Origin of the sequence: Microbacterium sp. NPDC089695 (genome assembly GCF_044749085.1) — a bacterium.
Lineage (GTDB): Bacteria > Actinomycetota > Actinomycetes > Actinomycetales > Microbacteriaceae > Microbacterium.
Genome location: NZ_JBIVHG010000001.1, coordinates 578811 through 604446, shown reverse-complemented (window position 1 = coordinate 604446; position 25636 = coordinate 578811). Strand labels below are relative to the sequence as shown.

Annotated in this window: 22 protein-coding genes; 9 read left to right on the top strand and 13 right to left on the bottom strand. The window is 70.7% G+C overall.

Annotated elements, in window-relative coordinates; genetic code table 11:
* Positions 1 to 26 precede the first annotated feature (26 nt).
* Complete coding sequence (locus ACIPYT_RS03010) at positions 27 to 188, bottom strand: hypothetical protein (RefSeq protein WP_401070510.1); 162 nt, start codon at positions 186 to 188, stop codon at positions 27 to 29.
* A gap of 103 nt (positions 189 to 291) precedes the next feature.
* Here ACIPYT_RS03010 and ACIPYT_RS03005 point away from each other — a divergent pair, with 103 nt between their 5' ends.
* Positions 292 to 1284, top strand: a complete 993-nt coding sequence (locus ACIPYT_RS03005; protein WP_401070508.1) for a GlxA family transcriptional regulator — start codon at positions 292 to 294, stop codon at positions 1282 to 1284.
* 74 nt (positions 1285 to 1358) lie between these two features.
* On the opposite strand, the gene ACIPYT_RS03000 is transcribed toward ACIPYT_RS03005, so the two are convergent.
* On the bottom strand, positions 1359 to 2057 hold the full coding sequence (locus tag ACIPYT_RS03000; RefSeq protein WP_401070506.1) for an NRDE family protein: 699 nt from the start codon (positions 2055 to 2057) through the stop codon (positions 1359 to 1361).
* A gap of 96 nt (positions 2058 to 2153) precedes the next feature.
* On the opposite strand from ACIPYT_RS03000, the gene coaBC reads away from it, so the two are divergent.
* A complete protein-coding gene (coaBC, locus tag ACIPYT_RS02995) occupies positions 2154 to 3368 on the top strand; it encodes a bifunctional phosphopantothenoylcysteine decarboxylase/phosphopantothenate--cysteine ligase CoaBC (RefSeq protein WP_401070504.1) in 1215 nt (404 codons plus the stop codon).
* Between the two features lie 68 nt (positions 3369 to 3436).
* Positions 3437 to 5656, top strand: a complete 2220-nt coding sequence (locus ACIPYT_RS02990) for an ATP-dependent Clp protease ATP-binding subunit (protein WP_401070501.1) — start codon at positions 3437 to 3439, stop codon at positions 5654 to 5656.
* A 31-nt stretch (positions 5657 to 5687) separates the two neighbouring features.
* On the opposite strand, the gene ACIPYT_RS02985 is transcribed toward ACIPYT_RS02990, so the two are convergent.
* The 3 genes from ACIPYT_RS02985 to ACIPYT_RS02975 are packed head-to-tail and all read right to left on the bottom strand — an operon-like array spanning position 5688 to position 8986.
* Positions 5688 to 6617: an acetamidase/formamidase family protein gene (locus ACIPYT_RS02985; RefSeq protein ID WP_401070499.1), complete on the bottom strand. Its 930-nt coding sequence runs from the start codon at positions 6615 to 6617 to the stop codon at positions 5688 to 5690.
* Positions 6614 to 8041 carry an APC family permease gene (locus ACIPYT_RS02980; protein ID WP_401070497.1) on the bottom strand — a complete coding sequence of 476 codons (1428 nt, stop codon included), beginning with the start codon at positions 8039 to 8041 and terminating at the stop codon, positions 6614 to 6616. The genes ACIPYT_RS02985 and ACIPYT_RS02980 overlap by 4 nt, the downstream gene beginning before the upstream one ends.
* A 51-nt stretch (positions 8042 to 8092) precedes the next feature.
* Positions 8093 to 8986 carry a proline iminopeptidase-family hydrolase gene (locus ACIPYT_RS02975; RefSeq protein WP_401070495.1) on the bottom strand — a complete coding sequence of 298 codons (894 nt, stop codon included), beginning with the start codon at positions 8984 to 8986 and terminating at the stop codon, positions 8093 to 8095.
* A gap of 79 nt (positions 8987 to 9065) precedes the next feature.
* Between ACIPYT_RS02975 and ACIPYT_RS02970 the strand changes: the two genes are divergently transcribed.
* A complete protein-coding gene (locus tag ACIPYT_RS02970; RefSeq protein WP_401070494.1) occupies positions 9066 to 9785 on the top strand; it encodes a FadR/GntR family transcriptional regulator in 720 nt (239 codons plus the stop codon).
* A gap of 72 nt (positions 9786 to 9857) precedes the next feature.
* Here the strand turns inward: ACIPYT_RS02970 and ACIPYT_RS02965 are convergent, their stop codons facing one another.
* Positions 9858 to 10445, bottom strand: coding sequence for a nitroreductase family protein (locus tag ACIPYT_RS02965; protein WP_401070492.1), 588 nt, complete (start codon positions 10443 to 10445; stop codon positions 9858 to 9860).
* A gap of 139 nt (positions 10446 to 10584) precedes the next feature.
* Entirely contained in the window at positions 10585 to 11493 is a 909-nt protein-coding gene (locus tag ACIPYT_RS02960) for a LysR family transcriptional regulator (RefSeq protein ID WP_401070490.1), read from the bottom strand.
* A 145-nt stretch (positions 11494 to 11638) separates the two neighbouring features.
* On the opposite strand from ACIPYT_RS02960, the gene ACIPYT_RS02955 reads away from it, so the two are divergent.
* Entirely contained in the window at positions 11639 to 15106 is a 3468-nt protein-coding gene (locus tag ACIPYT_RS02955) for a proline dehydrogenase family protein (RefSeq protein ID WP_401070488.1), read from the top strand.
* Between the two features lie 68 nt (positions 15107 to 15174).
* On the opposite strand, the gene ACIPYT_RS02950 is transcribed toward ACIPYT_RS02955, so the two are convergent.
* The 6 genes from ACIPYT_RS02950 to ACIPYT_RS02925 all read right to left on the bottom strand — a co-directional run bounded on the left by ACIPYT_RS02950 (position 15175) and on the right by ACIPYT_RS02925 (position 21724).
* Positions 15175 to 16236, bottom strand: a complete 1062-nt coding sequence (locus ACIPYT_RS02950; protein ID WP_401074727.1) for an ABC transporter permease — start codon at positions 16234 to 16236, stop codon at positions 15175 to 15177.
* Between the two features lie 62 nt (positions 16237 to 16298).
* Positions 16299 to 17192: an ABC transporter ATP-binding protein gene (locus tag ACIPYT_RS02945; RefSeq protein WP_401070486.1), complete on the bottom strand. Its 894-nt coding sequence runs from the start codon at positions 17190 to 17192 to the stop codon at positions 16299 to 16301.
* 205 nt (positions 17193 to 17397) lie between these two features.
* On the bottom strand, positions 17398 to 18561 hold the full coding sequence (locus ACIPYT_RS02940; RefSeq protein WP_401070484.1) for a hypothetical protein: 1164 nt from the start codon (positions 18559 to 18561) through the stop codon (positions 17398 to 17400).
* Positions 18558 to 19748: a benzoate/H(+) symporter BenE family transporter gene (locus ACIPYT_RS02935; protein ID WP_401070482.1), complete on the bottom strand. Its 1191-nt coding sequence runs from the start codon at positions 19746 to 19748 to the stop codon at positions 18558 to 18560. Before ACIPYT_RS02935 ends, ACIPYT_RS02940 begins: the two co-directional genes overlap by 4 nt.
* 36 nt (positions 19749 to 19784) lie before the next feature.
* Positions 19785 to 20459, bottom strand: coding sequence for a response regulator (locus tag ACIPYT_RS02930; protein WP_401070480.1), 675 nt, complete (start codon positions 20457 to 20459; stop codon positions 19785 to 19787).
* On the bottom strand, positions 20456 to 21724 hold the full coding sequence (locus tag ACIPYT_RS02925; RefSeq protein WP_401070479.1) for a sensor histidine kinase: 1269 nt from the start codon (positions 21722 to 21724) through the stop codon (positions 20456 to 20458). Before ACIPYT_RS02925 ends, ACIPYT_RS02930 begins: the two co-directional genes overlap by 4 nt.
* Before the next feature lie 154 nt (positions 21725 to 21878).
* On the opposite strand from ACIPYT_RS02925, the gene ACIPYT_RS02920 reads away from it, so the two are divergent.
* The 4 genes from ACIPYT_RS02920 to ACIPYT_RS02905 all read left to right on the top strand — a co-directional run bounded on the left by ACIPYT_RS02920 (position 21879) and on the right by ACIPYT_RS02905 (position 25620).
* On the top strand, positions 21879 to 22316 hold the full coding sequence (locus tag ACIPYT_RS02920) for a VOC family protein (RefSeq protein ID WP_401070477.1): 438 nt from the start codon (positions 21879 to 21881) through the stop codon (positions 22314 to 22316).
* Entirely contained in the window at positions 22316 to 23008 is a 693-nt protein-coding gene (locus ACIPYT_RS02915; RefSeq protein WP_401070475.1) for a winged helix-turn-helix transcriptional regulator, read from the top strand. Before ACIPYT_RS02920 ends, ACIPYT_RS02915 begins: the two co-directional genes overlap by 1 nt.
* 31 nt (positions 23009 to 23039) lie before the next feature.
* The gene (locus tag ACIPYT_RS02910; protein WP_401070473.1) at positions 23040 to 23666 is read left to right on the top strand and encodes a dihydrofolate reductase family protein; all 627 of its coding nucleotides are present in this window, start codon (positions 23040 to 23042) and stop codon (positions 23664 to 23666) included.
* Positions 23667 to 23904: 238 nt separating this feature from the next.
* Positions 23905 to 25620 (top strand): carboxypeptidase regulatory-like domain-containing protein, encoded by a 1716-nt coding sequence (locus tag ACIPYT_RS02905; RefSeq protein WP_401070471.1) that lies wholly within the window; start codon positions 23905 to 23907, stop codon positions 25618 to 25620.
* Positions 25621 to 25636: the final 16 nt, after the last annotated feature.

The following is a 25636-nucleotide window of genomic DNA, read 5'->3' as shown; positions in this document are numbered from 1 at the left end:
GGAGCCGGAACGGTGCCGACGGGCGGTCAGCGGTAGCCGTGTCCGACGCCGGCGTCGTCGAGCGACTCGTGCTCGGCGACACGGCGCCAGTCGGTCGGCCGCTGCCGATAGCCGTCGCGACGCAGTTCGACGACGGTCGCGATGACGGCCCAGACGGCGAGGGCGAGAAGTACGATGACGAAGATCATGGCAGAAACGCTACGACCGGTGTTGATCGGCCACGAGTGGCAGATTAGACTGCGAACGTCGTAATACTGCCAACCTCGCAGTCGTCATGAGATCGGAGTCGCCGTGAAGACCGTCGCGTGCATCGTGCAGGACGGCTTCGCGCCGTTCGAGTTCGGACTGGCCTGCGAGGCGTTCGGCCTCGACCGGTCGAACGACGGCGTGCCGAACTTCGACTTCCGGGTGATCGCGCCGCATCCCGGTGTCGTGCACTCGAAGATGGGGTTCTCGATCAACGTCGAGCACGATCTGTCGTTCGCCTACGAGGCCGACCTCGTGATCTTCTGCCCTGTTCCCCGCGAGCACTGGACGCGCATCGACCCGCTCCTCATCCACGCCGCCCGAGACGCCGTCGCTCGCGGGGCCTGGGTGCTCACGATCTGCAGCGGGGCGTTCATCCTCGCGGCGGCCGGGGTTCTCGACGGACGCCGGGCCACGACGCACTGGATGTACTCCGAGATCATGGCCGACATGTACCCGGAGATCGACATCGACCCCGACGTGCTGTTCGTGCAGGACGACCGCATCATCACGAGCGCCGGCACCGCCGCGGGCATCGATGCGTGCCTGCACCTGCTCCGACAGGAGCTGGGCGCCGAACTCACCAACCGCATCGCCCGACGCATGGTCGTGCCCCCGCAGCGCGACGGCGGCCAGGCGCAGTTCATCGACCGGCCCATCCCGGTGGTCCCGAACGACTCGCTCGCGCAGGTCGCCGACTGGGCCGTCGGCCACCTCCGCGACGACCTGGGGGTCGATCAGCTCGCCGCCCGCGCGCTCATGTCGCCGCGTACGTTCGCGCGGCGCTTCAAGGCCGAGTACGGGGCGACGCCCGCCGCCTGGCTCGCCCGGCAGCGGGTGCTGCATGCGCAGCGGATGCTGGAGCGCAGCGACCTCGGGCTCGACCTCATCGCCGAGGAGTGCGGCTTCGGGTCGGCGGCCGTGTTGCGCCAGAACTTCGCGCGGGTGCTCGGCACGACCCCGACCGCCTACCGTGCGCGGTTCTCGTGCGCGACCGACGTCGTCGCGCTGCCCGAGCCGGAGCCCACCGCCGCGTGAGCCGCGCTATCACCGCCGCGTGAGCCGCGCACTCACCGCCGCGTGAGCCGCGAGCCCGCGGCATCCCTCGCCCGTCAGTCCCAGTGCCCGGGGTGCGCGAGGGCGCGGTAGTCGAGCGCGACGCCCGCGGGCGTGACCGCGGCGGTGCAGTACAGCAGCGACTGCGTCGGGTAGCCGTGCGGGCGGTTGTCGCGGATGATCGCGCGGTCGTCCTCGGGGTCGAGTGCTGCCGTGCGCTCGAGCAGCCGGGTCCACGCGGCAGCCCAGTCGTCGAGGTCGGCGGCAGGCCCGAGGCCGCGGAACTCCGGCAGCCAGGTCTCGATGCGGGGCGTGGCCGCGTCGTCGAGGTCGTCGTGGGCGATCATGTGGATGCCGGGGCCGATCGGCGTCTCGCGCAGCTCGACGCCGTCCCAGCTGAGCACCCGCGCGCCGTCCGGCGACACCTCGAGCAGGTTGAAGCCGTGCATGGGCGGCGGCGCCTGGGGCGAGCGGCCCGACACCGACTCGAGCACGAGCGATCCGCGCGACTGCGCGTGGCCGCCGGGGATCTCGGCGAGGTCGGCGCGGTTCAGCAGCACGGCCAGCCGGCGCTCCGACGCGTTCAAGGCGAGCCAGGCGCCGCCCGCTCGTCGGTCGCGGATGCCCGAGACCCCGGGATACCGGTCAGCCCACCAGTCGCCGGGGGCGTCCCACGCGCGCAGCGGGTCTTCGTCGCGCACTGCGAGCAGTCGGGCGTTCCCGGCATCCGCCACATCGATCACCACCGTGCACACGTCTCCAGTCTAGGTCGGCGTGGTCGCACCGGCTCGAGCGGGGCGGGTCGGAGCGATGCCGCCCCGGGGCTCCGGATGCTGGGGCAGAATCGAACCGTGAACATCGTCGTCGGAGTCACGGGTGGAATAGCCGCATACAAGACAGTGCACCTGGTGCGACTGCTCACGAAGAGCGGACACGAGGTGACCGTCGTGCCGACCGAGGACGCGCTGCGCTTCGTCGGCACGCCGACGTGGGAGGCGCTGAGCCGGCATCCGGTCACGACGAGCGTGCACGACGACGTCGCGCGCGTGCGGCACGTCGCCCTCGGGCAGAACGCCGACCTCGTGATCGTGGCGCCCGCGACGGCGAACACGATCGCGAAGATCACCGCGGGCATCGCCGACGACCTGCTCGGCACCACGCTGCTCGCGACCGAGGCGCCCGTGCTGCTCGCCCCGGCCATGCATGCCGAGATGTGGCGCAACGCCGCCACGCAGGCGAACATCGCGACGCTCCGCGCCCGCGGCGTGCACCTGGTGGGACCGGCCGACGGAGAGCTCGCGGGCGGCGACAGCGGCCCCGGCCGCATGGTCGAGCCCGAGCAGATCGCCGAGGCCGCACGTGCGCTGCTCGCCCCGCAGGATCTCGCGGGCCTCCGGGTGGTGGTGTCGGCGGGTGGCACGCGCGAGCCGATCGATCCGGTGCGCTTCCTCGGCAATCGCTCGAGCGGTCGTCAGGGGGCGGCGCTCGCGGCGGAGGCCGCCTCGCGCGGAGCCGCGGTCACGCTCGTCGCCGCGCACGTCTCGGCCGACGTGACCGCCGAGTGCCGGCATCCGTCGGTCGTGGTCGAGCGCGCCGGCACCGCGGCCGAGCTGGCCGATGTCATGAAACGGCTGTCGGCCGAGGCCGACGTGATCGTCATGGCCGCCGCCGTCGCGGACTACCGGCCGGCGGTCGTGTCGGATCAGAAGCTCACGAAGGAGTCGGGCGCGCTCACGAGCATCGAGCTCGTCGAGAACGAGGACGTGGTGGCGGGCCTCGCCGTCTCGCGCACCGGCGGCGGGGCGCCGGCGGGGCAGACGATCGTGGCGTTCGCCGCCGAGACCGCCGACAGCGCTGACGAGCGTCGTGAGCGCGCGCGTCGCAAGCGCGAGCGCAAGGGCGTCGACCTGCTCGCGGTCAACCTCGTCGACGCCGTGCGCGGCTTCGAGTCGGCCGACAACGCGGTCGAGGTCGTCGGGGAGGGTGGCGCGGTCGTCGCGTCTGCCGCGGGGACGAAGCGCGAGGTCGCCCGCGCGATCCTGGACGCCGTCGTCGCCGTGCGCTAAACTTGAGTCAAGTCCACTCAACTTTGGTGGGCGTGAATCAACGCAAGGAGTCTCCTCAGGAGGAACAGATGCCAGGCCCACAGACCAGCGCGCAGAACGACGACCAGCAGTCCGCCCTCGAGCAGTTCGGGATCAACCTCACCGACCGCGCCCGCCAGGGCAAGCTCGACCCCGTGATCGGCCGCGACAGCGAGATCCGCCGCGTCAGCCAGGTGCTGACCCGCCGCACTAAGAACAACCCGGTGCTGATCGGCCAGCCAGGCGTCGGCAAGACCGCGGTCGTCGAGGGTCTCGCCCAGCGCATCGTCGCGGGCGACGTGGCGGAGTCGCTGAAGGACAAGGAGCTGGTGTCGCTCGACATCTCCGCCCTGGTCGCAGGGGCGATGTACCGCGGGCAGTTCGAGGAGCGCCTGAAGAGCGTCCTCAAGGAGATCACCGAGTCTGACGGCCGCGTCATCACGTTCATCGACGAGCTGCACGTGCTCATGGGCGCTGGCGGCGGCGAGGGGTCGGTCGCGGCATCCAACATGCTCAAGCCCATGCTCGCCCGCGGCGAGCTGCGCCTGATCGGCGCCACCACCCTCAACGAGTACCGCGAGTTCATCGAGAAGGATGCCGCGCTCGAGCGCCGCTTCCAGCAGGTGTACGTGGGCGAGCCGACCGTCGAGGACACGATCGCGATCCTCCGCGGGCTCAAGGGCCGGTACGAGGCGCACCACGGGGTCACGATCTCGGACAGTGCGCTGGTCGCCGCCGCGGCGCTCTCGAACCGGTATCTGCCCGCGCGGCAGCTGCCCGACAAGGCCATCGACCTGATCGACGAGTCGATGTCGCGCCTGAAGATGGAGATCGACTCCTCGCCCGTCGAGATCGATCAACTCAAGCGCCAGGTCGACCGTATGAAGCTCGAGGAGCTCGCCCTCAAGCGCGAGAAGGACGCCGCCTCGAAGGAGCGCCTCGCCACGCTGCGCGAGCAGCTCGTCGGCATGGAGGCGCAGCTCGCCGAGCTCGAATCCCGGTGGGCGCGCGAGCGCCAGGGGCTCAACCGCGTGGGCGAGCTCAAGAAGCAGCTCGACGACGCCGTCACCCAGCGCGACCTCGCGATGCGCGAGGCCGACTACACGCGTGCCTCCAAGCTCGAGTACGAGACAATCAAGCGCCTCGAGCGCGACATCGCCGAGGCCGAGCAGGCCGAGGCCGCGTCGGTCGGCGAGGAGCGCATGGTCAACGAACAGGTCACCGACGAGGACATCGCCGCCGTGATCGCGGCGTGGACCGGCATCCCCGTCGGGCGCCTGCTGCAGGGCGAGAGCGAGCGCCTGCTGCACCTGGAGTCCGAGCTCGGTCGCCGGCTGATCGGGCAGAAGGATGCCGTGAAGGCCGTGTCGGATGCCGTGCGCCGCTCGCGCGCGGGCATCAGCGACCCCGGTCGCCCGACCGGTTCGTTCCTGTTCCTCGGGCCGACCGGTGTCGGCAAGACCGAGCTCGCGAAGGCGCTCGCCGACTTCCTGTTCGACGACGAGCGCGCCATGGTGCGCATCGACATGTCGGAGTACGGCGAGAAGCATTCCGTCTCGCGACTCGTCGGCGCCCCTCCGGGCTACGTCGGCTACGAGCAGGGCGGCCAGCTCACGGAGGCCGTGCGGCGCCGCCCGTACAGCGTCGTGCTGCTCGACGAGGTCGAGAAGGCGCACCCCGAGGTGTTCGACGTGCTGCTGCAGGTGCTCGACGACGGCCGCCTGACCGACGGACAGGGGCGCACGGTCGACTTCTCGAACGTCATCCTGATCCTCACCTCGAACCTGGGGTCGCCGATCCTCATCGATCCGACGCTCGCGCCCGACGAGAGGCGCGAGCAGGTCATGGCGCTCGTGCGGCAGGCGTTCCGTCCCGAGTTCCTCAACCGGCTCGACGACATCGTGATGTTCCAGGCGCTCAGCGAGGACGACCTCGCGCAGATCGTCGAACTGTCGGTCGACCAACTGCACGAGCGGCTGCGCGACCGCCGGCTCTCGCTCGCGGTCACGCCGGACGCCCGGTCGTGGCTCGCCGAGCGCGGCTACGATCCGGTGTTCGGCGCGCGGCCTCTGCGGCGTCTCATCCAGACCGAGGTGCAGAACAAGCTCGCGACCGCGCTGCTCTCGGGCGGCGTGCACGACGGCGACACCGTGCGCGTCGACGTCGCGGCCGACGGCACGGCGCTCGTCCTCACCGCGACGAGCCCCGAGCCCGAGCGCCCCGACGACGGAGGCGACGAGGTCGTCGAGGCCGAGCTCCTCGACGACTGAGGCGTCGACGGCGGATCGGCGGCCGCCGGCTCTAGAGGATCCTCTTCGGCACGCGGTGCAGGGTGACGGCGCCGATCGCGGCGAACGGATGCAGGGGGTCGGGGTCACTCGACCCCGTGGGGCCGCCCAGCGTCGAGTCGACCAGCGCGCTCATGACGGCGTACGCGTCCATCCGATCCCACCCGTGCGTCGACACCAGGAAGTCGTAGGCGTCTTCGTACCCCCGCGTGATGCTCTCCTGCACGGGGTCGCCGAGCCCGACGAACACCCAGGCGTCCGGTGTCTCGATGCGGGGAGCGCGCAGCGCCAGACCGGGGATCACGTCGATGCTCACGACTGCGACGCCCTCGGCTTCGATCGCGACGAACGACGACTCGCCCTGGCTCATGATCGCGTGGATGTCGCCGATCGAGAGCAGCGCTCCCTCGACTTCGACCGGCAGGTAGACGATGGCTCCGGGAGCGACGTCGGTCACGTCCATGTTGCCGCCGAGCGCCGTGGTCGGCATCACCGTGGAGTTCACGCCCGACGCGGGCGCCGTGCCGATGCATCCGATCATGGGCTGCGGGGCGACGACGTGTCGGTTCGTGAGATGCACTCCCGCCTCGTCGAGGGGGATGCGCCGGGTGAGCACGGTGTCTCCCATCCGGTGTCGCAGCGCTCCTGTGCCGGGGAGGCTCACCGACCACCCGCAGTCCTTGAGGCGGATCTCGTGCACCGTGACGGAGAGCGTGTCGCCGGGGTGAGCACCCTCCACCCACACGGGACCCGTGACGGGGTTGATGGGCGCCGAGAGTGCCGCGAGGTCGTGATGGTCGTGGAGTTCCCGGTAGACCGCGTCATCCGTCTCGAAGCCGATCCGCTCACCCGTGCCCGGGCGGATGCGCAGTACCGGCTCCACGTCGGCGCGGAACCCCGGCCGGCCGAGCTCCTTCCCGAGGAGGTGATCGATGCCGGTCATCGCGTGCTCCCGGCGGCGGGGCCCGCGTCGACGGGATCGGCCGCGTGCTCCGACAGCAGTTCGGGGTTCGCGCCGTTGCGTGCGCGGAAGATCAGGAAGACGACGACGCCGATGACGAGCCATACGAGCCCGCCGATCTTGGCGAGGTCGGAGGCGTTGACGAGCACGTAGCCGATGATGAGGAACCCGCACAACGGCACCACGACGTGCAGCAGCCAGTTGCGCGAGCGGCGCCGGATCACGTAGTGCCAGAACACCGCGACGTGCAGGAGGAGGAATCCGAACAGAGCGCCGAAGTTCACGAGCGAGGAGATGAGCTCGATCTGCCCCACGAAGAACAGCACGAGGATGATGCTCAGCGCACTGACGAACAGGATCGCGTATACCGGCACCTGCCGCGCGTTGATCTTCGAGAAGAACGCCGGGAGGCGACGATCGCGGCTCATCGAGTACAGCAGGCGTGAGGTCGCGGCCTGCGCGGCCACCGCGTTCGCGATACCGACCGCGATCACGTTCACGGCGAGGAATGCCGTTGCCCATCCGCTGCCGGCCGCCTGCGCCACGATCGAGAAGAACGCGTTGTTGACCTCGTCGTCGTCGAAGGCGATCGTGCCGGCGGCGAGAGCGCTTGCGAGCCATGTCTGCAGGATGAAGAGGGTCGCGACGATGAAGAGCGCGATGATCATGGCGCGGCCGGCCGGGTTCTTGCGGCCGGTGGTCTCCTCGGAGAGCGTCGAGATTCCGTCGAACCTGAGGAAGCTGAGCACGGCGATCGACAGCGCGGCGGCGATCAGCGGCGGGTCGACCTTTGCCGGGTCCCACAACTGCGCGAGCGAGAACGACGATCCGGCGATGGTCTCGCCGGTCAGGGCGGAGACCGCGATGACCACGAAGATCGCCACGAACACCAGTTCGATGGCCAGGAAGACGCGGTTCGCGACCGTGATCGACCCGATGCCGAGCACGTTGATCACGGTGTTCACCGCGACGCACGCGATGGCCCACAACCACTCGGGCGACTCGGGGAAGATCCCGCGCATCGACGACGCGGCGAACACGTACAGCAGCGTCGGCACCAGCAGATAGTCGAGGAGGATCGCCCATCCGGCGAAGAACCCGGCGACAGGATGCGTGCCGCGGCCGACGTAGGAGAACACCGACCCCGCGAGGGGGAAGGACTTGGCCATCTGCGCGTAGCCCAGTGCGGTGAAGATCATCGCGACGAGTCCGACGAGGTAGACGAGGGGCACCATGCCCTTCGACTCGTTGAACACGACGCCGAAGATCGCCCACGGAGCGATCGGCACCATGAACACGAGGCCGTAGACCACGAGGTCGACGGTGGAGACGGAGCGCTTGAGCTCCTGCTTGTAGCCGAAGGACTCCAGCCGCGGCTGGTCTCCGGACGAGGTGGTCGAGGTCATCGGGACTCCTGGACAGTGAGGGGGTGGAGGGGCGTGGCGGAGGCCGGCGGGTCAGGGTCGACCGGCGAGATGCTCGGCGATCACTCCGAGGAACTCGTCAGGCTGCTCGAGGTGAACGCAGTGGCTGGCGTCGCGGAAGACGTGCGACCGTGCGTCCGGGATGCTCTCGACGAACGGACGCCAGGTGGCGGGGGTCGCCTCGTCGAACTCGCCGGCGACGACGAGTGTCGGTACGTCGATCGACGGCAGGCGGTCGATCACGGACCACTCCCGCAGCGTCCCGATCACGTGGAACTCGTTCGGACCGTTCATCGTGTGATAGACCGTCGGGTCGGCGAGCATCTGCTGCTCGCTGTCGACGAAGTCCTGAGGGGTCGGCACGACGCGGCAGACGTGGCGCTCGTAGAAGACCTGCGTCGCGGCGACGTAATCGGGGTGGTCGGTCGTGCCGTCGGCTTCGTGGATGTCGAGCGCGTAGCGCGTGGCCACGGGCAGGTCGACGCGGAGCCGAGCTGCCTCGCTCGTCCACAGCGGCATGGATGCGGGGGAATTGCAGATCATCAGCCCGCGCAGGCCCTGTGGTCGGCGCACGGCGATCTCCGCACCCAGCATCCCGCCCCATGACTGGCCGAGCACGTGGTAGGTGTCGATGCCGAGGTGCTCGCGGAGGGCATGGAACTCGTCGACGAAGAGCTGGGGAGTCCAGTGGTCGGCGGGTGCGTCCGGGTGGTGCGAGCTGCGTCCGCACCCGATCTGGTCGTAGTGGACCACGGTGCGGCCCGTGAGATCGGCCAGCCGATCGAGATTGCGCACGTAGTCGTGAGCCATGCCGGGGCCGCCGTGCAGGATGAAGACGGGGTCGAGGTCGCGGGGCGTGTCGGGCTCGGTGATCCGGAACCACGTGAAGCCGTCGCGGAACGGGGACGAGGACTCATGGATGCGCATGAGCACATCGTGGCCCTAAATGGTCTGAGAGTAAACCATTGATTTCGCGATTTCACATCGATGTAACACTGGAGGGGATATGACGGAGACCGAAGACACGCTCATCGACCGGATCACCGACCGCCTCGTCACGGCTGTCGCGATCGGCGAGTTCCTGCCGGGAACCCGGCTGCCGGCGGAGCGCGACCTCGCCCGATCGCTCGGGGTGGGCCGCACCACGACGCGAGCGGCGCTCGAGCGGTTGGTCGACCGCGGCATCCTCCAGAAGCAGCGCGGCCGCACCGGGGGATCGTTCGTGCGCGAGGAATGGCCGGCGTCGGAGTCCGCGGCTGTGACGCGTTGGCTCGAGGACCAGTGGCCTCGGCTCGTCGACGCGACGATCGCCGGCACCCACCTGCACGGGGCGATCGCGAGGCTCGCCGCGCTCTCGCGAACGACGGCCGACATCGATCTGATGCGTTCCCGCCTCGACGACTTCCTGGCGGCGGCGTCCGGCGCCGAGCGGCAGCGGGCCGACAGCCTCCTCCACCTCTCGATCATCGACGCGGCGCACAACGAGACACTCGCGTCGCTCGTGCGCGAACACGAGCGGAGCCTGTCGATCGTGGCGCCCGCGCACCTGTGGGGCGATTCCGAGAGTCGTCCGGCGATGGAGGAGCGTGCCGCGCGCGAGCACGCGGAACTGGTGGACGCGATCGCCCAGGGGAGAGTCGAGGATGCGGGTCGCATCGCCCAGCATCACGTCGAGATCGATCTCGATCTCCTCGCCGCCGCCCGCCGACGCGCCCTCGCTCGCTGATCGGTCGCTGCGACGACGACGCCCCGCCTGCGTCGTGCAGGCGGGGCGTCGGGAATCTGTCGAGGGCGGGTCTCAGGCGCTGAGGATCACCGTCTCGTCGATCGGACGGCGCACGCGCGGGGCGGTCTCACCCTGCTGCAGCCCCTCGGGGAGGCCGGAGGCGTCGCCGAGCTGGCCGACCGCGATGACCGTGACGGCGCTGAAGCGTGCGGGCAGGTCGGCGAACTCGCGCACGACCTCGGGGTCGAAGCCGCTCATCTGGTGCACGAGGAGACCCTCGTGGTGGGCCTGCACCGAGAAGTGCGCGACGGCCTGGCCGAGGTCGTAGACGGCGTGGCTGATGGCCTTGCCGTCTTCCGACTCGGTCTCGGCGATCGCCACGACGAGGGCCGAGGCCTTGGTGGCCCAGAGCTGGTTGAACTCGACGAGAGCGCTCGCGACCTGGTCGAAGAGGGCGGTGCCGCGGCGCGCGACGATGAAGCGCCACGGCTGCAGGTTGTAGGCGGACGGCGACCAGCGCGCGGCCTCGAGGGCGGCGTTCAGCTTGGCGTCGTCGATCGTGTTCTCCGCGTCGTAGGCGCGGGGGCTCCAGCGTCCGGCGAGGACGTCGAGGACGGGGTGCTCGACGGGGGCGGTGCGATCGATGACGGGAGTGCTCACGGTGATGCCTTTCAGGAAGGAGTCTGATCGGACTCCTTCGTCCGCGTACGAGGGTCTCAACGGATCCATGTGCACGCATATTCCCATGACGTTCTGTGACGTCATCCCGGGCGGGCGCGGGCGCGGGCGGGTGCGCGGGTCAGTCGAGCAGATTGCGGGATGCCGTCGAGGCGAGCGCTCGCCGCACCGCGCGGATCGACGGGGCCGCCGCCGACACCCGGCGCGCGGACGAGAAGATCTCGCGGCGCGGCTCGTCGGGGAGAGGGGTCAGATCGACGGTCGGCGGCTCGCCCGCCCACACGAGCTCGGGCAGCAGCCCCACCGCGAGACCGGCGCGGATCAGCCGCACGTGGGCGGTGAGGTCGGCGACCTCGAAGCGCACGTCGGGCTCGAAGCCGGCAGTGCGGCACAGCTGCTCGGCCCACGCCCGCGACGCCGTGCCCGCGGGCTCCAGCACCCAGGGCTCCTCCCGCGTGGCCCACAGGGCGGCGACGGCATCCGTCGCAGCGGGGGCGCCGGGATGCCGGGCCAGCGCGATCGCATCGTGCGCGAGCGCCACCCGGTCGAGGTCGGCGTGGATCGGGCGGGTGCGTCCCGGATACTGCTCCGCGAGGATCAGGTCGAAGTCGCGGCTCGACACCCCGACGAGTCCCGTCTCGGGATCACTCTCGGTGACCTCGACGCGGAGCGACGGATGCTCGGCGCGGAGCGCCGCCAGGGCGCCGGGCAGCAGCGAGTGGGCGGTGGACTGGAAGACCGCGATGTGCACGGTGCCGGTGACCTCGGTGAGCGACTCCGCGACGGCGACCTCGGCCTGCTCGAGACGGTCGAGGATGCCGACTGCCTCGCCCACGAGCACGACGCCCTGCGGGGTGAGCTGTACACCGCGGCCCACGCGCCGCAGCAGCGGGACGCCGACCTCGCGCTCCAGGGCGCTCAGCTGCTGCGACACCGAGGCCTTGCTGTAGGAGAGTGCGTCGGCCACCGCGGAGAGCGTGCCGAGACGGGAGAACTCGACCAGCATCCTCAGGCGGTTGACGTCCAGCATCCGCTCGTCCGGCCCCTTCGCGATCGTTCAGGAAAACCGAACGGAAATGCTCCGAATCGGTTGATAGACGTAGCCTACTGCGGCGTCTGAGAATGATCGAGCCGCACGCGTACCCGGTGTGCGCTCTCTGGAAGGTTCCCCGCTGATGACTGTCGCCGCCGACGCCACCACCCCCGTCACGTCCCCCCGCACCGAAGACGTCGCCGCCCTCGTCGAGCGCTGGCTCGTCGAGAGCGAGACCCACCCCGTCGAGCCCGCCGCGCAGCGCCTGTCCGAGGTGCTGAAGGACCCGAACGGCCTGGCCTTCACGGTCGGCTTCGTCGACGGCGTCATGCGCCCCGAAGACCTCGGCGTCGCCGGCCGCACCCTCGCCGGTCTCGCCGACATCACCCCCTCGCTGCTGCCCGGCTACCTGCGCCTCGCGATCAAGGCCGGCGGCTTCTGGGCGCCCAAGCTGCCCGGGATCGTCGTGCCGATCTCGCGCCGTGTGCTGCGCGCCATGGTCGGGCACCTCGTGCTCGACGCGACCCCCTCGAAGCTCGGCCCCGCGATCGCGAAGCTCCGTAAGACCGGCAACCGCCTGAACCTCAACCTGCTCGGCGAGGCCGTGCTGGGCGAGCGCGAGGCCGGACGCCGTCTGCAGGGCACCCGCGACTTCCTCGCCCGCGACGACGTCGACTACGTCTCGATCAAGGTGTCGAGCGTGGTCAGCCAGCTGTCGATGTGGTCGTTCGACGAGGCCGTGGCCGACGTCGTCGAGAAGCTCACCCCGCTCTACCGCCTCGCCGCCGACGCGGAGTCGAAGGGCAAGGCGAAGTTCATCAACCTCGACATGGAGGAGTACCGCGACCTCGACCTGACGATCGCGGCGTTCACGAGCATCCTCGACCAGCCCGGACTCGAGGACCTCGAGGCCGGCATCGTGCTGCAGGCCTACCTGCCCGACGCGCTCGCCGCGATGCAGCGTCTGCAGGAGTGGGCCGTCGCCCGTCGCGCGAAGGGCGGCGCCCCCATCAAGGTGCGCGTCGTCAAGGGCGCGAACCTCGCGATGGAGGAGGTCGACGCGAAGGTGCACGGGTGGCCGCTCGCGACCTACGGCACCAAGCAGGACTCCGACACGAACTACAAGCGCGTGCTCGACTGGGCCATGACGCCCGAGCGCCTGGATGCCGTGCGCATCGGTGTCGCGGGCCACAACCTCTTCGACATCGCGTACACGTGGCTGCTCGCGAAGGACCGCGGCGTCACAGACGCCGTCGAGTACGAGATGCTGCTCGGCATGGCGACCGGCCAGGCCGAGGCCGTGCGCAAGGACGTCGGGCGCCTGCTCCTCTACACGCCCGTCGTGAACCCCGCGGAGTTCGACGTGGCGATCGCGTACCTGGTGCGTCGCCTCGAGGAGAACGCGAGCTCGGAGAACTTCATGTCGGCCGTCTTCGAGCTCGCCTCGAACCCGACGCTGCTGACCCGCGAGCGGGAGCGGTTCGAGCGGTCGCTCGCCGCCCTCGTGGCCGACCCCACTGTGCCGTCGTCGCACCGCGTGCAGGACCGCACGACCGAGGTCTTCGAGGGGACGACCGGCTTCCACAACCAGCCCGACTCCGACCCCGCGATCGGTGCGAACCGCGCCTGGGGTCGCGAGATCGTGCAGCGGTCCGTCGCCTCCACGCTGGGGGTCGACGCGATCGCGCGCGCCAAGGTCGAGAGCGCCCACGAGCTCGACGGGGTCTTCGCCGATGTGACCGCCGCCGCCGCGGAATGGGCGGCGCGACCGGCATCCGAGCGGGCCGAGATCCTGCACCGTGCCGGCGACGAGCTCGCGGCCCGCCGTGCTCAGCTCATCGAGATCATGGCGCACGAAGCCGGCAAGACCATCGCCGAGGCCGACCCCGAGGTGAGCGAGGCGATCGACTTCGCGCACTACTACGCCGAGCGCGCGCTCGACCTCGATACCATCACGGGCGCGGAGTTCGTGCCGTCGAAGGTCACCGTCGTGACCCCGCCGTGGAACTTCCCGGTCGCGATCCCCGCGGGCGGCGTGCTCGCCGGCCTCGCCGCGGGTTCGGGCGTGATCATCAAGCCCGCGAAGCTCACCCAGCGCTGCGGCGCCGTCATGGTCGAGGCGCTGTGGGCGGCCGGAGTGCCCCGCGACCTGCTCGCCCTGGTCGACCTCGCGAACCGCGACCTCGGCACGCAGCTCGTCGCGAGCGAGGCCGTCGACCGCGTCATCCTCACGGGTGCCTACGAGACGGCGCAGCTGTTCCGCTCGTTCCGCTCCGACCTGCCGCTGCTCGCCGAGACCAGCGGCAAGAACGCCATCATCGTCACGCCCTCGGCCGACCTCGACCTCGCGGCTGCCGATGTCGCCCGCAGCGCCTTCGGCCACGCGGGGCAGAAGTGCTCGGCGGCGTCGCTCGCGATCCTCGTCGGGTCGGTCGCCGACTCCGAGCGCTTCGAGCGCCAGCTGGTGGATGCCGTCACCTCCATGCGCGTGGGACTGCCCGATGACCCCGCGACCCAGATGGGGCCGATCATCGAGCCCGCGAACGGCAAGCTGCTCACCGCGCTCACGACCCTCGACAAGGGTGAGAAGTGGCTCGTCGAGCCGCGGAAGCTCGACGACGAGGGCCGCCAGTGGACGCCCGGCGTGAAGATCGGCGTCCGCCCCGGATCGACCACGCACCTCACCGAGTTCTTCGGCCCCGTGCTCGGCATCATGCGCGCGAACGATCTCGACGAGGCCATCCGTCTGCAGAACGCCGTCGACTACGGCCTGACCGCCGGCATCCACTCGCTCGATTCCGACGAGGTGGCGACCTGGCTCGACGAGGTCGAGGCCGGCAACCTCTACGTCAACCGCGGCATCACCGGAGCGATCGTGCGGCGTCAGCCCTTCGGCGGCTGGAAGCGCTCGGCGGTCGGCGCCGGAGCCAAGGCCGGCGGCCCGAACTACCTGTTCGGCCTCGGCGACTGGACGCGCGCCGAGCTGCCGGCCGCCGCGCCGGGTGCCGCGACGGCGCCGGTCGTCGAGTCGCTGCTGAACGCCGCGGCCGGCGACCTGGACGCCGTGGAGATCGAGTGGCTGCACCGCGCCGCCGCTGCCGACGAGCGCGCCTGGACCACGGAGTTCGGCGTGACCTCCGACGAGTCGGGGCTGGGCGTCGAGCGCAACGTCTTCCGGTACCGTCCGGTCGAGGTCGACGTGCGCATCGCGGAGGATGCGGCGCTCGCCGACGGCATCCGCGTGATCGCCGCCGCTCTGCGCAGCGGCTCGCCGTTCACGGTCTCGGCCCCGGCGCTGCCGTCGCGCGTCGAGAAGGCGCTGCGCGCGGCGGGCGTGGCGGTCTCGCACGAGAAGGACGCGGCCTGGGTCAAGGGCTTCGCGAAAGCGGCCGCCAAGGCCACGCACACCTGGCGCCGCGTGCGGCTCGTCGGCGGCGACCCGGCTGCACTGTTCGAGGCTCTGGGCGGAACGCCCGACGTCGCGGTATGGTCGCACGCCGTGACCGGTGCGGGGCGCGTCGAGATGCTGCCGTTCCTGCACGAGCAGGCCGTGTCGATCACGAACCACCGCTTCGGCAACCCGACGACCCTTTCGGAGGGCGTGATCTGAGGCGAGAGCCCCGATGACGACGAGACCCCCTGCCGTACGGCAGGGGGTCTCGTGCGTGAGACATCGGCTCAGCCGCGCAGCGCCTCCGTGAGCTTGACCCTGCTGCCCATGCGCAGCAGCGAGTTCTCGTAGATCTTCGCGCCGACCACGATCGCCGCGACACAGCCGGCCAGCAGGATCACGAGGCTCAGCAGCGGCTCCCACCACTGCGCCTCGCCCACGAACAGGCGCATCGGCATGCCCACCGGAGCCGAGAACGGCACGTACGACATGATCGTCAGCACCAGCGGATTGTCGTTGAACACGATCACGAGGATGTACGGCGCCATGATGAGCATCGTGATCGGGGTCGTGGTCGAGCCGATGTCCTCCTGCCGCGACACCATCGAGGCTGCGGCCGCGAACATCGACGCGAGCAGGATGAACCCGAACAGGAAGAACACCGCGAACCAGATGATCGGGGCGCCGAGCGTCGCGAGCACCTCGCTCTGGCCCGTCGCCGTGAGACCTATCGTCGCGATGGCCGCGAGCGCGAGGATCTGCCCCATCGCGAGCACCGTGTTGCCGATCACCTTTCCGGCGAGCAGCGTGCGCGCCGAGATCGTCGACAGCAGGATCTCGACCACGCGGGTCTGCTTCTCCTCCACGACGCTCTGCGCGATCGTGCCGCCGAACGTCGCCGCCGCCATCATGAACACGATGCCGAAGCCGATCGCGATGAAGTAGCGCAGCAGGGGGTTGGTGGTCGCGGGTTCCAGAATCTCGATGGTCGGCGTCTGCGACAGCGCCGACACGAGTCCGCTCGGGGCATCCTTCAGAGCGATCACCGTCAGGCCGGTCGCGCCCTCACCCGGGACGACCGCCGCGTCGACCTTCTCGTCGCGCAGCAGCTCCTCGGCGGCGGCGGTGTCGGCGACCTCGGTCACCTCGACGTCGGGCAGCGCCGACACCGCCGACACCGTCGCAGACGTCACCGCGACGGGCGTCTTGTCGGACGCGGTGTTAGAGCTCGCGAATCCGCCGATGAGGATGCCGGCGAGAGCGATCAGCAGCAGGATGCCGGTGGAGATCAGGAACGCCTTGCTGCGCAGCTTCGAGCCGATCTCGCGCTCGGCGACGAGCCAGATCATCGAGGCCTGGGTGCCGGAACCGGCGCGGGTGGCGGTGCCGGAACCGGAGCGGGTAGGAGTGCTCACTGGATGACCTCCTTGAAGATCTGGGCGAGGGACGGATGCTGGGGCGCGAAGCTCGCGACATCGCCGCGCTCGACGGCGGCGCGCAGCACGCGCTGCGCGGTCTCGGGGCTGTCGGCGTCGAACAGGGCGTAGCCGCCCTCGAAGTCGACGACCGTGACGCCGGGCTCCGTGCGCAGCCAGCCGGCGTCGCCCGCGGAGACGAGCTCGTACCGATCGCCGGCGTGCTCGGCGCGCAGTGCATCACGCGACCCTGCGGCGCGGATCTGCCCGCCGGCGAGGATCACGAGGTCGTCGCACAGGCGCTCGACGACGTCGAGCTGGTGGGAGGAGAACAGGATCGACGCGCCCTTCGCCGCGGACGACTGCAGAACCCCGGCCACGACGTCGACCGCGAGAGGGTCGAGGCCCGAGAACGGCTCGTCGAGGATCAGCACCTCGGGGTCGTGCACGAGGGCCGCGGCGATCTGCGCGCGCTGCTGGTTGCCGAGCGACAGCGACTCGATCGTGTCGTTCAGGCGCTCTTCGAGTCCGAGCTCGGTGAGCAGCGCGGTCGCCCTGGTCGCGGCATCCGTCTTGGAGAAGCCGTGCAGACGGGCGAGGTACACGATCTGCTCGAGCACCTTCATCTTGGGGTAGAGGCCGCGCTCTTCGGGCATGTAGCCGAAGTGGCTGCGGTCGGCGCTGGTGAGCGGTCGGCCGTCGAGCGCGACCGCACCCGAGTCGGCGCTCAGGAGCCCGAGCACGATGCGCATGGTGGTGGTCTTGCCGGCGCCGTTGCCGCCCACGAAGCCCGTGAGACGCCCGGGGGCGACCTCGAACGAGACGTCGTCGAGCACGCGCCGTGAGCCGTAGCTCTTGGTGATGCCGGTGAGTACGAGCTGTCCTGTCATGCCCCTCACGCTATGACCGGGGCGGAGGCTGCGGCATCCCCCGTGCGGCGGATTGGTGGCGGGCGTCCGCGTCGGCGTCCGTCGTGCGGCGGATGCGCGTTCCACAACTCCGGAGATCTGCGGGCGGATCGGCGCGATAGGGCGGTTCCGGAGACAGAACTCGCCCGTTCTCCGGAGTTGTGGAGAAGGGCGGGGGTGACCGGGGTCAGCGCAGGAACAGGAAGCCGAAGATCCCGAGCGCGAAGGGGGCGAGTCCGACGAGCAGCAGGCCGCCGAACACGATGCCGAGGATGACCCAGGGGCTGCGCCGGCGGAGGCGCTGTCCGGGTGGGGCGACGCCGATCGGCGGCGGGGTGAGCAGGCCCGCGGGGGCGGCGAAGGGGAGGGCGGGAGCGCCGGTCGCGGGCAGGGTCGACGGATGCTGCGGGGGCATCGCCGCGGGCGGCGGACTCGCCGCGAGACGGAGCCGCTCGTCGCGCCACCGCGCCCACTGGTCGAGCTTGACGAGCAGTGCGCCGACCGCGCCGAACAGCCACGCCCAGGTCGCGGGGTCGAGGGTCGACGCCTCCCGTCGCGTGTACAGGAACAGCCAGTCGTCGACGATCTCGACGTCGAGCTCGGCCGCGTGGTCGATGAACCGCGCCATCACGTCGGGGGTGAACAGGTAGAGCGCGTCGACCTCGTAGCCCTCGGGGCAGAACAGCGAGAAGTACCGGTCGAAGTCGCCCTCGAGCGACAGGCGCTGGTCGCGGCGGAAGCCCGTCGCGATGCTGCCGCCGAGGCCGTTGTTGCCGAGGGCGTCGAGCACGATGTTCGGCAGCGGCACGTCGAGCTTGACGGCGACGTAGCCCCAGCGATGCGTCTGCGAGTTCTTGCCGTTGCTCGTCGTGTACTGGTAGTTGCCGAACTCCACGAAGCGGGGTTCGGTGCCGCGCAGCACGTTCGACGACATCCGCCCCGAACCCGCCTGGAAGATCATGCCCGGCAGCGGAGGGGCGTCGATGCGGTCGAGATAGGTCATCGAGTTCGCCGTCGCGAAGCGGGAGAGACGATACCGGGCGAGGGCGCGCGCTCGCATGCTCCGGCGCACGAGCGCGACGACGCCGACCGTGATGCCGGCGAGCAGCATCAGGCCGAGACCACCGGTCACCGCGACGCCCGTGCCGCGGCCGATCGCATAGCCGAGGCCGAGGATGAACACCCCGATGATCGGCACGAACAGCGCCAGCGCGACGATCGCCACGACCCAGGCCGCGATGTGCGATGCCGGCGTGGGGTGTGCGGCGCGGTGCGCCCGGGTGAAGGCGTCGACCTCGGCGGGGTTCACCGGTTCGAGCAGGGCGCGGGCGTCGAAGTGTCCGGCGGTCATGATCCCGTCTCCCGTCGGCCCAGGTGCAGAACCGTGCGCACGACGAGTCCCGCCACGAGCGCCCAGAACGCCGCGCTCACCCCGAGCACCGCGATGCCGGAGGCAGCGACCAGGAACGTCACGACCGCGGGGATGCGCTCGCCCGGATCGTCGATGGCCTGCTGCACGGCGGCCCCGAAGGCGCCGAACAGCGCGAGGCCGGCGACCGCGGGGATCACGGCCTCGGGTGCGAGCAGCACGAGCGCGGCGAACGCTGCCGAGAACCCGCCGAGCACGAGGTACGACCCTCCCGTCGAGACGCCGGCGATCCAGCGGCGCTTCGGGTCGGGGTCGGCGTCGGGCGCGGCGGCGAGGGCCGCGCTGATCGCGGCGAGGTTGATCGCGTGGCCGCCCGCGGGGGCGCCGATGGCCGTGCCTAGTCCGGTGACGAGCATGGCCGGACGCCACGGCACCTCGTAGCCGAAGCTGCGCATGATCGCGACGCCCGGCACGTTCTGCGACGCCATAGTGACGATGAAGAGCGGCAGGGCGATGCCGACCAGGGCGCCGACCGTGAACACCGGCGCGGTGAACTCGAGGCGCGGCACGAGGAGTCCCGCGTCGACCGTCGCCCCCGTCTGCGCGAGCGACGCCGCGACGACCACGGCTGCCGCGACGAACGCGAGCGGCACGGCCCAGCGCGGCGCGAGACGCGCGCACACGAGCCACGTCAGCACGACCGGCACCACGCCCCACGGGTTCGCGACGAGCCCGGTGATCGGGGCCAGGCACAGGGGCAGGAGCACTCCCGCGAGCATCGCCCGTGCGATCGACGGAGGGATGCGGGCGATCAGCCCGCCGAGCGCGGGCCACAGCGCCGTGGGGAGGATGAGCGCGGCCGCGACGAGGAACGCCCCGACCGCGGCGGGCCACCCGCCCTCGACCGTGCCGGTCGCGGCGAGCAGCGCGGCGCCGGGGGTCGACCAGGCCGCGGTGATCGGCATCCGGTACCGCCAGGCGAGCACGATGCACGCGAGCCCCATCGTGATGCTGAGGGCGAGAAGTCCGCTCGCGGCCTGGGCCGAGGATGCGCCGACCGCGTGCAGCCCGGTGAGCACGACCGCGAAGGAGCTCGTGAACCCGACGAGCGCCGTGACGACCCCGGCGAGCACCGGGCGGGTCACGGGAGGGCGCGGGGGAGCGGACACCCTCCGAGAGTATCGGGATGCCTGGCCGGGACGCGGTCAGGCCAGGCCCATCCGGTGCGCGAGGACGACGGCCTGTACGCGATCCCTCGCGCCCAGCTTCTGCAGGATGCGCGAGACATGGGTCTTCACGGTCGCCTCGCCGATGAACAGCGCGGCCGCGATCTCGCCGTTGCTGCGGGCGTCTGCGAGCAGGGCCAGCACCTCGGTCTCGCGGTCGGTGAGCGGTTCGAGCAGTGCGGGCGCGGCGGCGGTGGGGCGTGCGGGTGCCGGCGCGGGGCTCGCCGAGAACCGCGACAGCACGCGCCGTGTGACCTCGGGCGCCAGCATCCCGTCGCCGGCCGCGAGCGCACGGACGGCGGCGATGAGGTCGTCGGCACCGGCGTTCTTCAACAGGAATCCGCTCGCGCCGGCATCCAGCGCCCGGTAGAGGTAGTCGTCGCGGTCGAAGGTCGTGATGATCGCGATCTGCGCCGTGATCGCGGGGTCGGCGACGAGCAGACGTGTCGCCTCGATGCCGTCCATGTCGGGCATCTGCACGTCCATCGTGATGACGTCGGGACGCAGGGCGGATGCCGCGGCCACGGCCTCCGCGCCGGTCGCGGCCTCGCCGACGACCTCGATGTCGGGTTGTGTGTCGAGGATCGTGCGGAACCCGGCGCGCAGCATCGCGTGATCGTCGACGAGCAGCACGCGGATCGGGGTCGTGGTCATGAGGCGTCTCCCTGCGTGATCGCTGTCACCGGCAGGGGCACCCGCGCCCGCACCCGCAGACCGCCCGTCGCCCTGGGGGCGACGTCGAGCGTGCCCCCGGATGCTGCCGCCCTCTCGCGCATGCCCAGCTGGCCGAGCCCGGGGCGCAGCGCCGCGACGGAGCGGCCGGTGTTGACGACCTCGACCTCGACGGCATCCCCGTCGTAGCGCACCCGCACGTCGGCCGTCGCGCCGACGCCGGCGTGCCGTCGCGCGTTCGTGAGCGACTCCTGTGCGATGCGGTAGAGGTTCACGGCGACGACCGAGGGCACCGGCACGGGGTCGCCGATCACGGCGTAGTCGGTCGGCAGTCCCGCCTCGGTCGACGCATCGACGAGGTCGGCGATGTCGTCGAGCCCGACCGTCGACGACGCATCCGTGGTGTCCTCTCCAGGCGACCGCAGGGTCTCGAGCAGCTGCCGGAGCTCGTGGATCGCATCGCGCGCCGACCCTTCGATGCCGGTGAGGATGCCGCGCGCCTTCTCGGGATCCTGATCGATCACGAGTCGGGCGGCGCCGGCCTGCACGCCCATGACCGAGACGTGGTGGGCGACGACGTCGTGCAGCTCGCGCGCGATGCGCACCCGGTCGAGGGCGACGGCCTGCGCGGCCGTGACCTCGCGCTCGCGCTCGAGCTCGGCCGTGCGCTGCTCGAGGATCTCGCGTGCCTGCGCGGCGTTCCACGAGCGGTCGCCGAAGTAGTAGGCGCCGCCGAAGTAGAGCGCGTTCAGGAGCACCTGCAGCAGCATGAAGGCGACGTACGGCGAGAGCAGGCCGGCGGCGACGTCGGCCCGGTCGGCTTCCTCGAGCGCGGTGCGGTACATCGAGATGAGCAGCCACACGAACATGCCGACGATGATCGCGACGCGCACGATGGTGGCTGCCCTGCGGTGGTTCATCCAGGCGCCGACGGTGTAGAGCGAGACGAACATGGCGATGTTGCCGACGTAGATCTCGGGCACCTGGAGCGACACGGCGGTGAAGTAGGCGAGGCAGACGACGATCGCGACCGGGGCCGGGAAGCGTCGGCGCAGGGCGAGGGGAGCCGTGACGACCGCCGCGTACACGAGGGCGGTCCACGGCTCGGCCGTCGAGTCTCCGTAGATCTCGGAGATGGTCGAGAGCGCGGCGCTGAGGATCGCTCCGACGAACATGATCGCGGCGAGCGCCAGGTCGCTGCGTCGCTCGCGAAGTGTCGGCGTGCGGGTGAACGGCGCGGCGGGCATGTCACCACCGTACGGGGGAGCGGATGCCGTGGCATCCCCCGCGCGACGGAGTGAACTTGCTCTTGACAATTTAAGTTGTTTTTTGCAAGTATCGACGCATCGGGTCGGAACCGCCCCGCTCATCGTCAGCATCACCTCCGACAAGGGAGTCATCGTGACCAGTGTCTTCGTCAACCTGCCCACCACCGATCTCGAGCGCGCCAAGGCGTTCTACACGGCCCTCGGCTGCGAGATCAACCCGAACTTCACCGACGAGAACGCCGCGTGCGTCGTCTGGTCGGACACCATCTATTTCATGGTCCTGAAGCGCGAGTTCTTCCAGACCTTCACCGACAAGCCCATCGCCGACCCCACGCAGGTCGCACAGGTCTCGGTCACGTTCAGTCGCGAGTCGCGCGAGGACGTGGATGCGGTCGCCGAGAAGGCCCTTGCCGCCGGCGGCACCGAGCCGAAGCCCGCGCAGGACTACGGGTTCATGTACTCGCGCGACATCGACGACCCCGACGGCAACTCGCTCGGCTTCCTGTACATGACGCCGGAGGCGATCGAGAACGGTCCGGAGCACGTCGCGGAGCAGAGCGCCGGTTCCTGATGGCGGCGCGCAGCTACGGCCAGTACTGCGGGGTCACGACGGCCGTCGAGCTGATCGGCGAGCGGTGGGCGCTGCTCATCGTCCGCGATCTGCTCGTCGGACCGCGCCGCTACACCGACCTCAAGCAGGGCCTGCCGCGCATCCCCACCAACATCCTGTCGACCCGCCTGAAGGAGCTGCAGGACGGCGGAGTCGTGCGTCGTATCCCGCTGCTCCGCGGTCTCGCCTACGAGCTCACTCCGTACGGACGAGCGCTCGAACCCGTCATCCTGGCGCTCGGTCGCTGGGGCTTCCAGACCATGGGCGACCCGGAGGAGGGCGACGTCGTCACCGCCGACTCGCTCACGATGGCGCTGCGCACGGCCTTCCGGGCGGATGCCGCCGACGACGCGGAGTACGAACTGCACGTCGGGGAGGTCGCGCTGCACGCCTCCGTGCGGGGAGGTCGGCTCACGGTCACGCAGGTCTCGCCGCCCCCGCCACCCGTCGGTGGGCGGGAGCCCGAGAGGGTGGAGCCGGATGCCGTGATCGTCGCCGGCCCCGGCATCCGTCGTCTCATCGGCGGCGAAATCACGCCTGCGGAGGCGATCGCGCACGACGTGCTCGCGGTCGTCCGCGGCGACGTCGCGCACCTCGACTCGTTCGCCCGCACGTTCCACATCGCGCCGCTCGGCGCATCCCTCGCTGTATAAGACCCCGTTTCTCGTGCAAAGGAGCACCATCATGACCGGACGCATCCTCATCGATCTGTTCACCACCCTCGACGGCGTCGCCCAGGGGCCGGGCGGCGTGGGGGAGGACACCTCGGGTGGCTTCACCTTCAGCGGCTGGCAGGCCGGCTACCCGTCGTCGGGTGTCGGCCCCGAGATCGCGAAGGGCATGGAAGGACTCGATGCGCTGCTGCTCGGCCGCCGCACCTACGACATCTTCGCGTCGTACTGGCCGCAGCACACCGACGGCCCGTCGGGTGACATCGGGCAGCTGTTCGACCGGGTGCCGAAGTACGTCGCGACCCGCGACGCCGACTTCCCGCTCGCCTGGCAGGGCAGCTCACGCGTCGGCGCCGACCTCGCCGCCGAGATCGCCGACCTGCGCGACCGGCATCGCGAGGTGCACGTGATCGGCAGCATCGATTTCGTGCACACCCTGCTCGCCGAGGGTCTCTTCGACCAGCTCAACCTGTGGGTGTACCCGATCCTGCTCGGCGCCGGCAAGAAGGTCTTCCGTGACGACGCGATGCCCTCGGTGCTCGAGCTCATCGAGAAGCCGGTGACGGATGCCGAGGGCGTGACGCTCCTGCGCTACGGCCGCACCGACCGCGCGCCGCAGGTCGACACCTTCGAGGACTGAGGACCGAAAGGGAGAGATCTCGAGTCGACCACGAACAGACGCGGATTCATCGAGAGTCTGGACTTAATCGGCTCACGTCCCCTAGATTCAGAGAACGCTGCCGCGCCATTCGGCGCGCAGATTCTGGAGGCCGTGCGTGGCAGCGTTCCCGCTACCCGTGCGACCTCCTCGAATGGAGGGGGCGACGGTGTCGCGACGGGAGAAGAGGGGGCGGCTGCTTCGCGTAGTGCTCGCGGGAGTGGCGGCAGCCGTACTGACGGCGGCGGGTGCGACGAGTGCCGCCGCTGAAGACGGCGGCGCCGGATCGGACACGGCGGTGATCGCCGCAGCCGACGGCGGCACGATCGCCGGCACCGTCACCGCGGAGTCCGATGGGCAGCCCCTCGGCGGCGTATCGGTGATCGCGACCGGCAGCTCGACGCCGTCGACGACCACGACCTTCACCGACGAGAACGGCGACTACGTGCTGGAGGGTCTCGCCGCCGACGAGTACCTCGTCCGATTCGCCCCGGCTGACCTCAGCCTCGCGACCGAGTACTGGGACGGCGCGTACGCCCTCCAGGACGCCACGACCATCGCCGTCGACGAAGGCGTCGCGCGCACGGGCATCGACGCCTCCCTGCTCGAGGTGGCGACCGTGTCCGGCACCGTCACCAGGGAATCGGACGGGTCGCCGGTCGCGGGTTCCGTCGAAGTCCTCTCGGATGCCGGCTACTGGAGCGCTTCGATCGAGCCGGACGGCTCGTACAGTGTCGCGGTCGCCCCGGGCGCCCACCTCGTGCACTTCTCGAGCGCCGACGACACCGCAGCATCCGAGTACTGGGAAGATGCAGCCTCCTACGACGACGCCACGCCGATCACGGTCGCACCCGGTGAGTCGCGTGGCGGCCTCGACGCCGAACTGTCGTCCAGGGCTGCGATCACCGGCACCGTGTTCGTCGGGGGCGTGCCTCTGACCGACAGCGTGATCGTCGAGGCGTGGTCGGACGGCGAGATCGCCGGGATGGCGTACACCCAGAGCGACGGCACCTATCGGATCGCGCTTCCTGCGGGCGACTACACCCTCCGTGCGGGGGAGACCCAGTTCGGCATCGACTGGGGCATCATGTTCTACCCCGATGCGAGGACGCTGTCCGAATCCACGACAGTGACGCTGGGGTCGACCGTCGACACCCCGGACATCGACTTCACGCTCGAACCCGGCGCCGACATCCAGGGCACGGTCACGGCATCGGGGGCATCGCTGCCCGCCGGAGGCGCCACGGTCACCGCACTGCTCTGGAGCAGTGGCGAGTGGCGCGAGGTCGCGACGGTCCAGGCGTCGGGTGCGTATCGCTTCGGCAGCGACGATCCGTTCATCGCACAGGAGAGCGGCCCGCTTCCCGCCGGCGAGTACCGCATCCGTGTCGAAGCGCCGGGCTTCTGCACGCGGTACTCCGGCGGCGCCACCTCGCTCGAATCGGCGACGAGCATCCAGGCCGCGGTCGGCGCCACGTTCCGGAACATCAACGTCGTCCTGACTCCGTCGTGCGACGCGCCGGCTCCGTCGCTCACGCTGTCGGTCGGGAGCGTCCGCGCCGGCGGCGCGATCACGGTCACGGGCGCCGGGTTCTCCGCGGGCGAGACCGTCGCCTTCGAACTGCATTCCGACCCGCTCGCGCTCGGCTCGCTGACGGCGGATCAGAGCGGCCGGATCAGCGGCACGCTGCGGATTCCCGCGTCGGCCCCGGTCGGCGCGCACACGCTCGTCGCACTCGGCGCGGGAGCGTCGATCCAGGCCAGCGTCGCACTTCAGGTGACCGCCGCGGCGACCGGCGGCGCGGCAGGCGCAGCGACGGGTCCGGACCGGCTGGCGGCCACGGGCGCTGAGATCCCGGCGGTGCCGCTCTTCACCGGTCTCGTCCTCGCGGTCCTCGGCGCGGCGCTCATGCGCCGCCGTCGCGCGCACGGCTGACCAGACCATGCGGTTC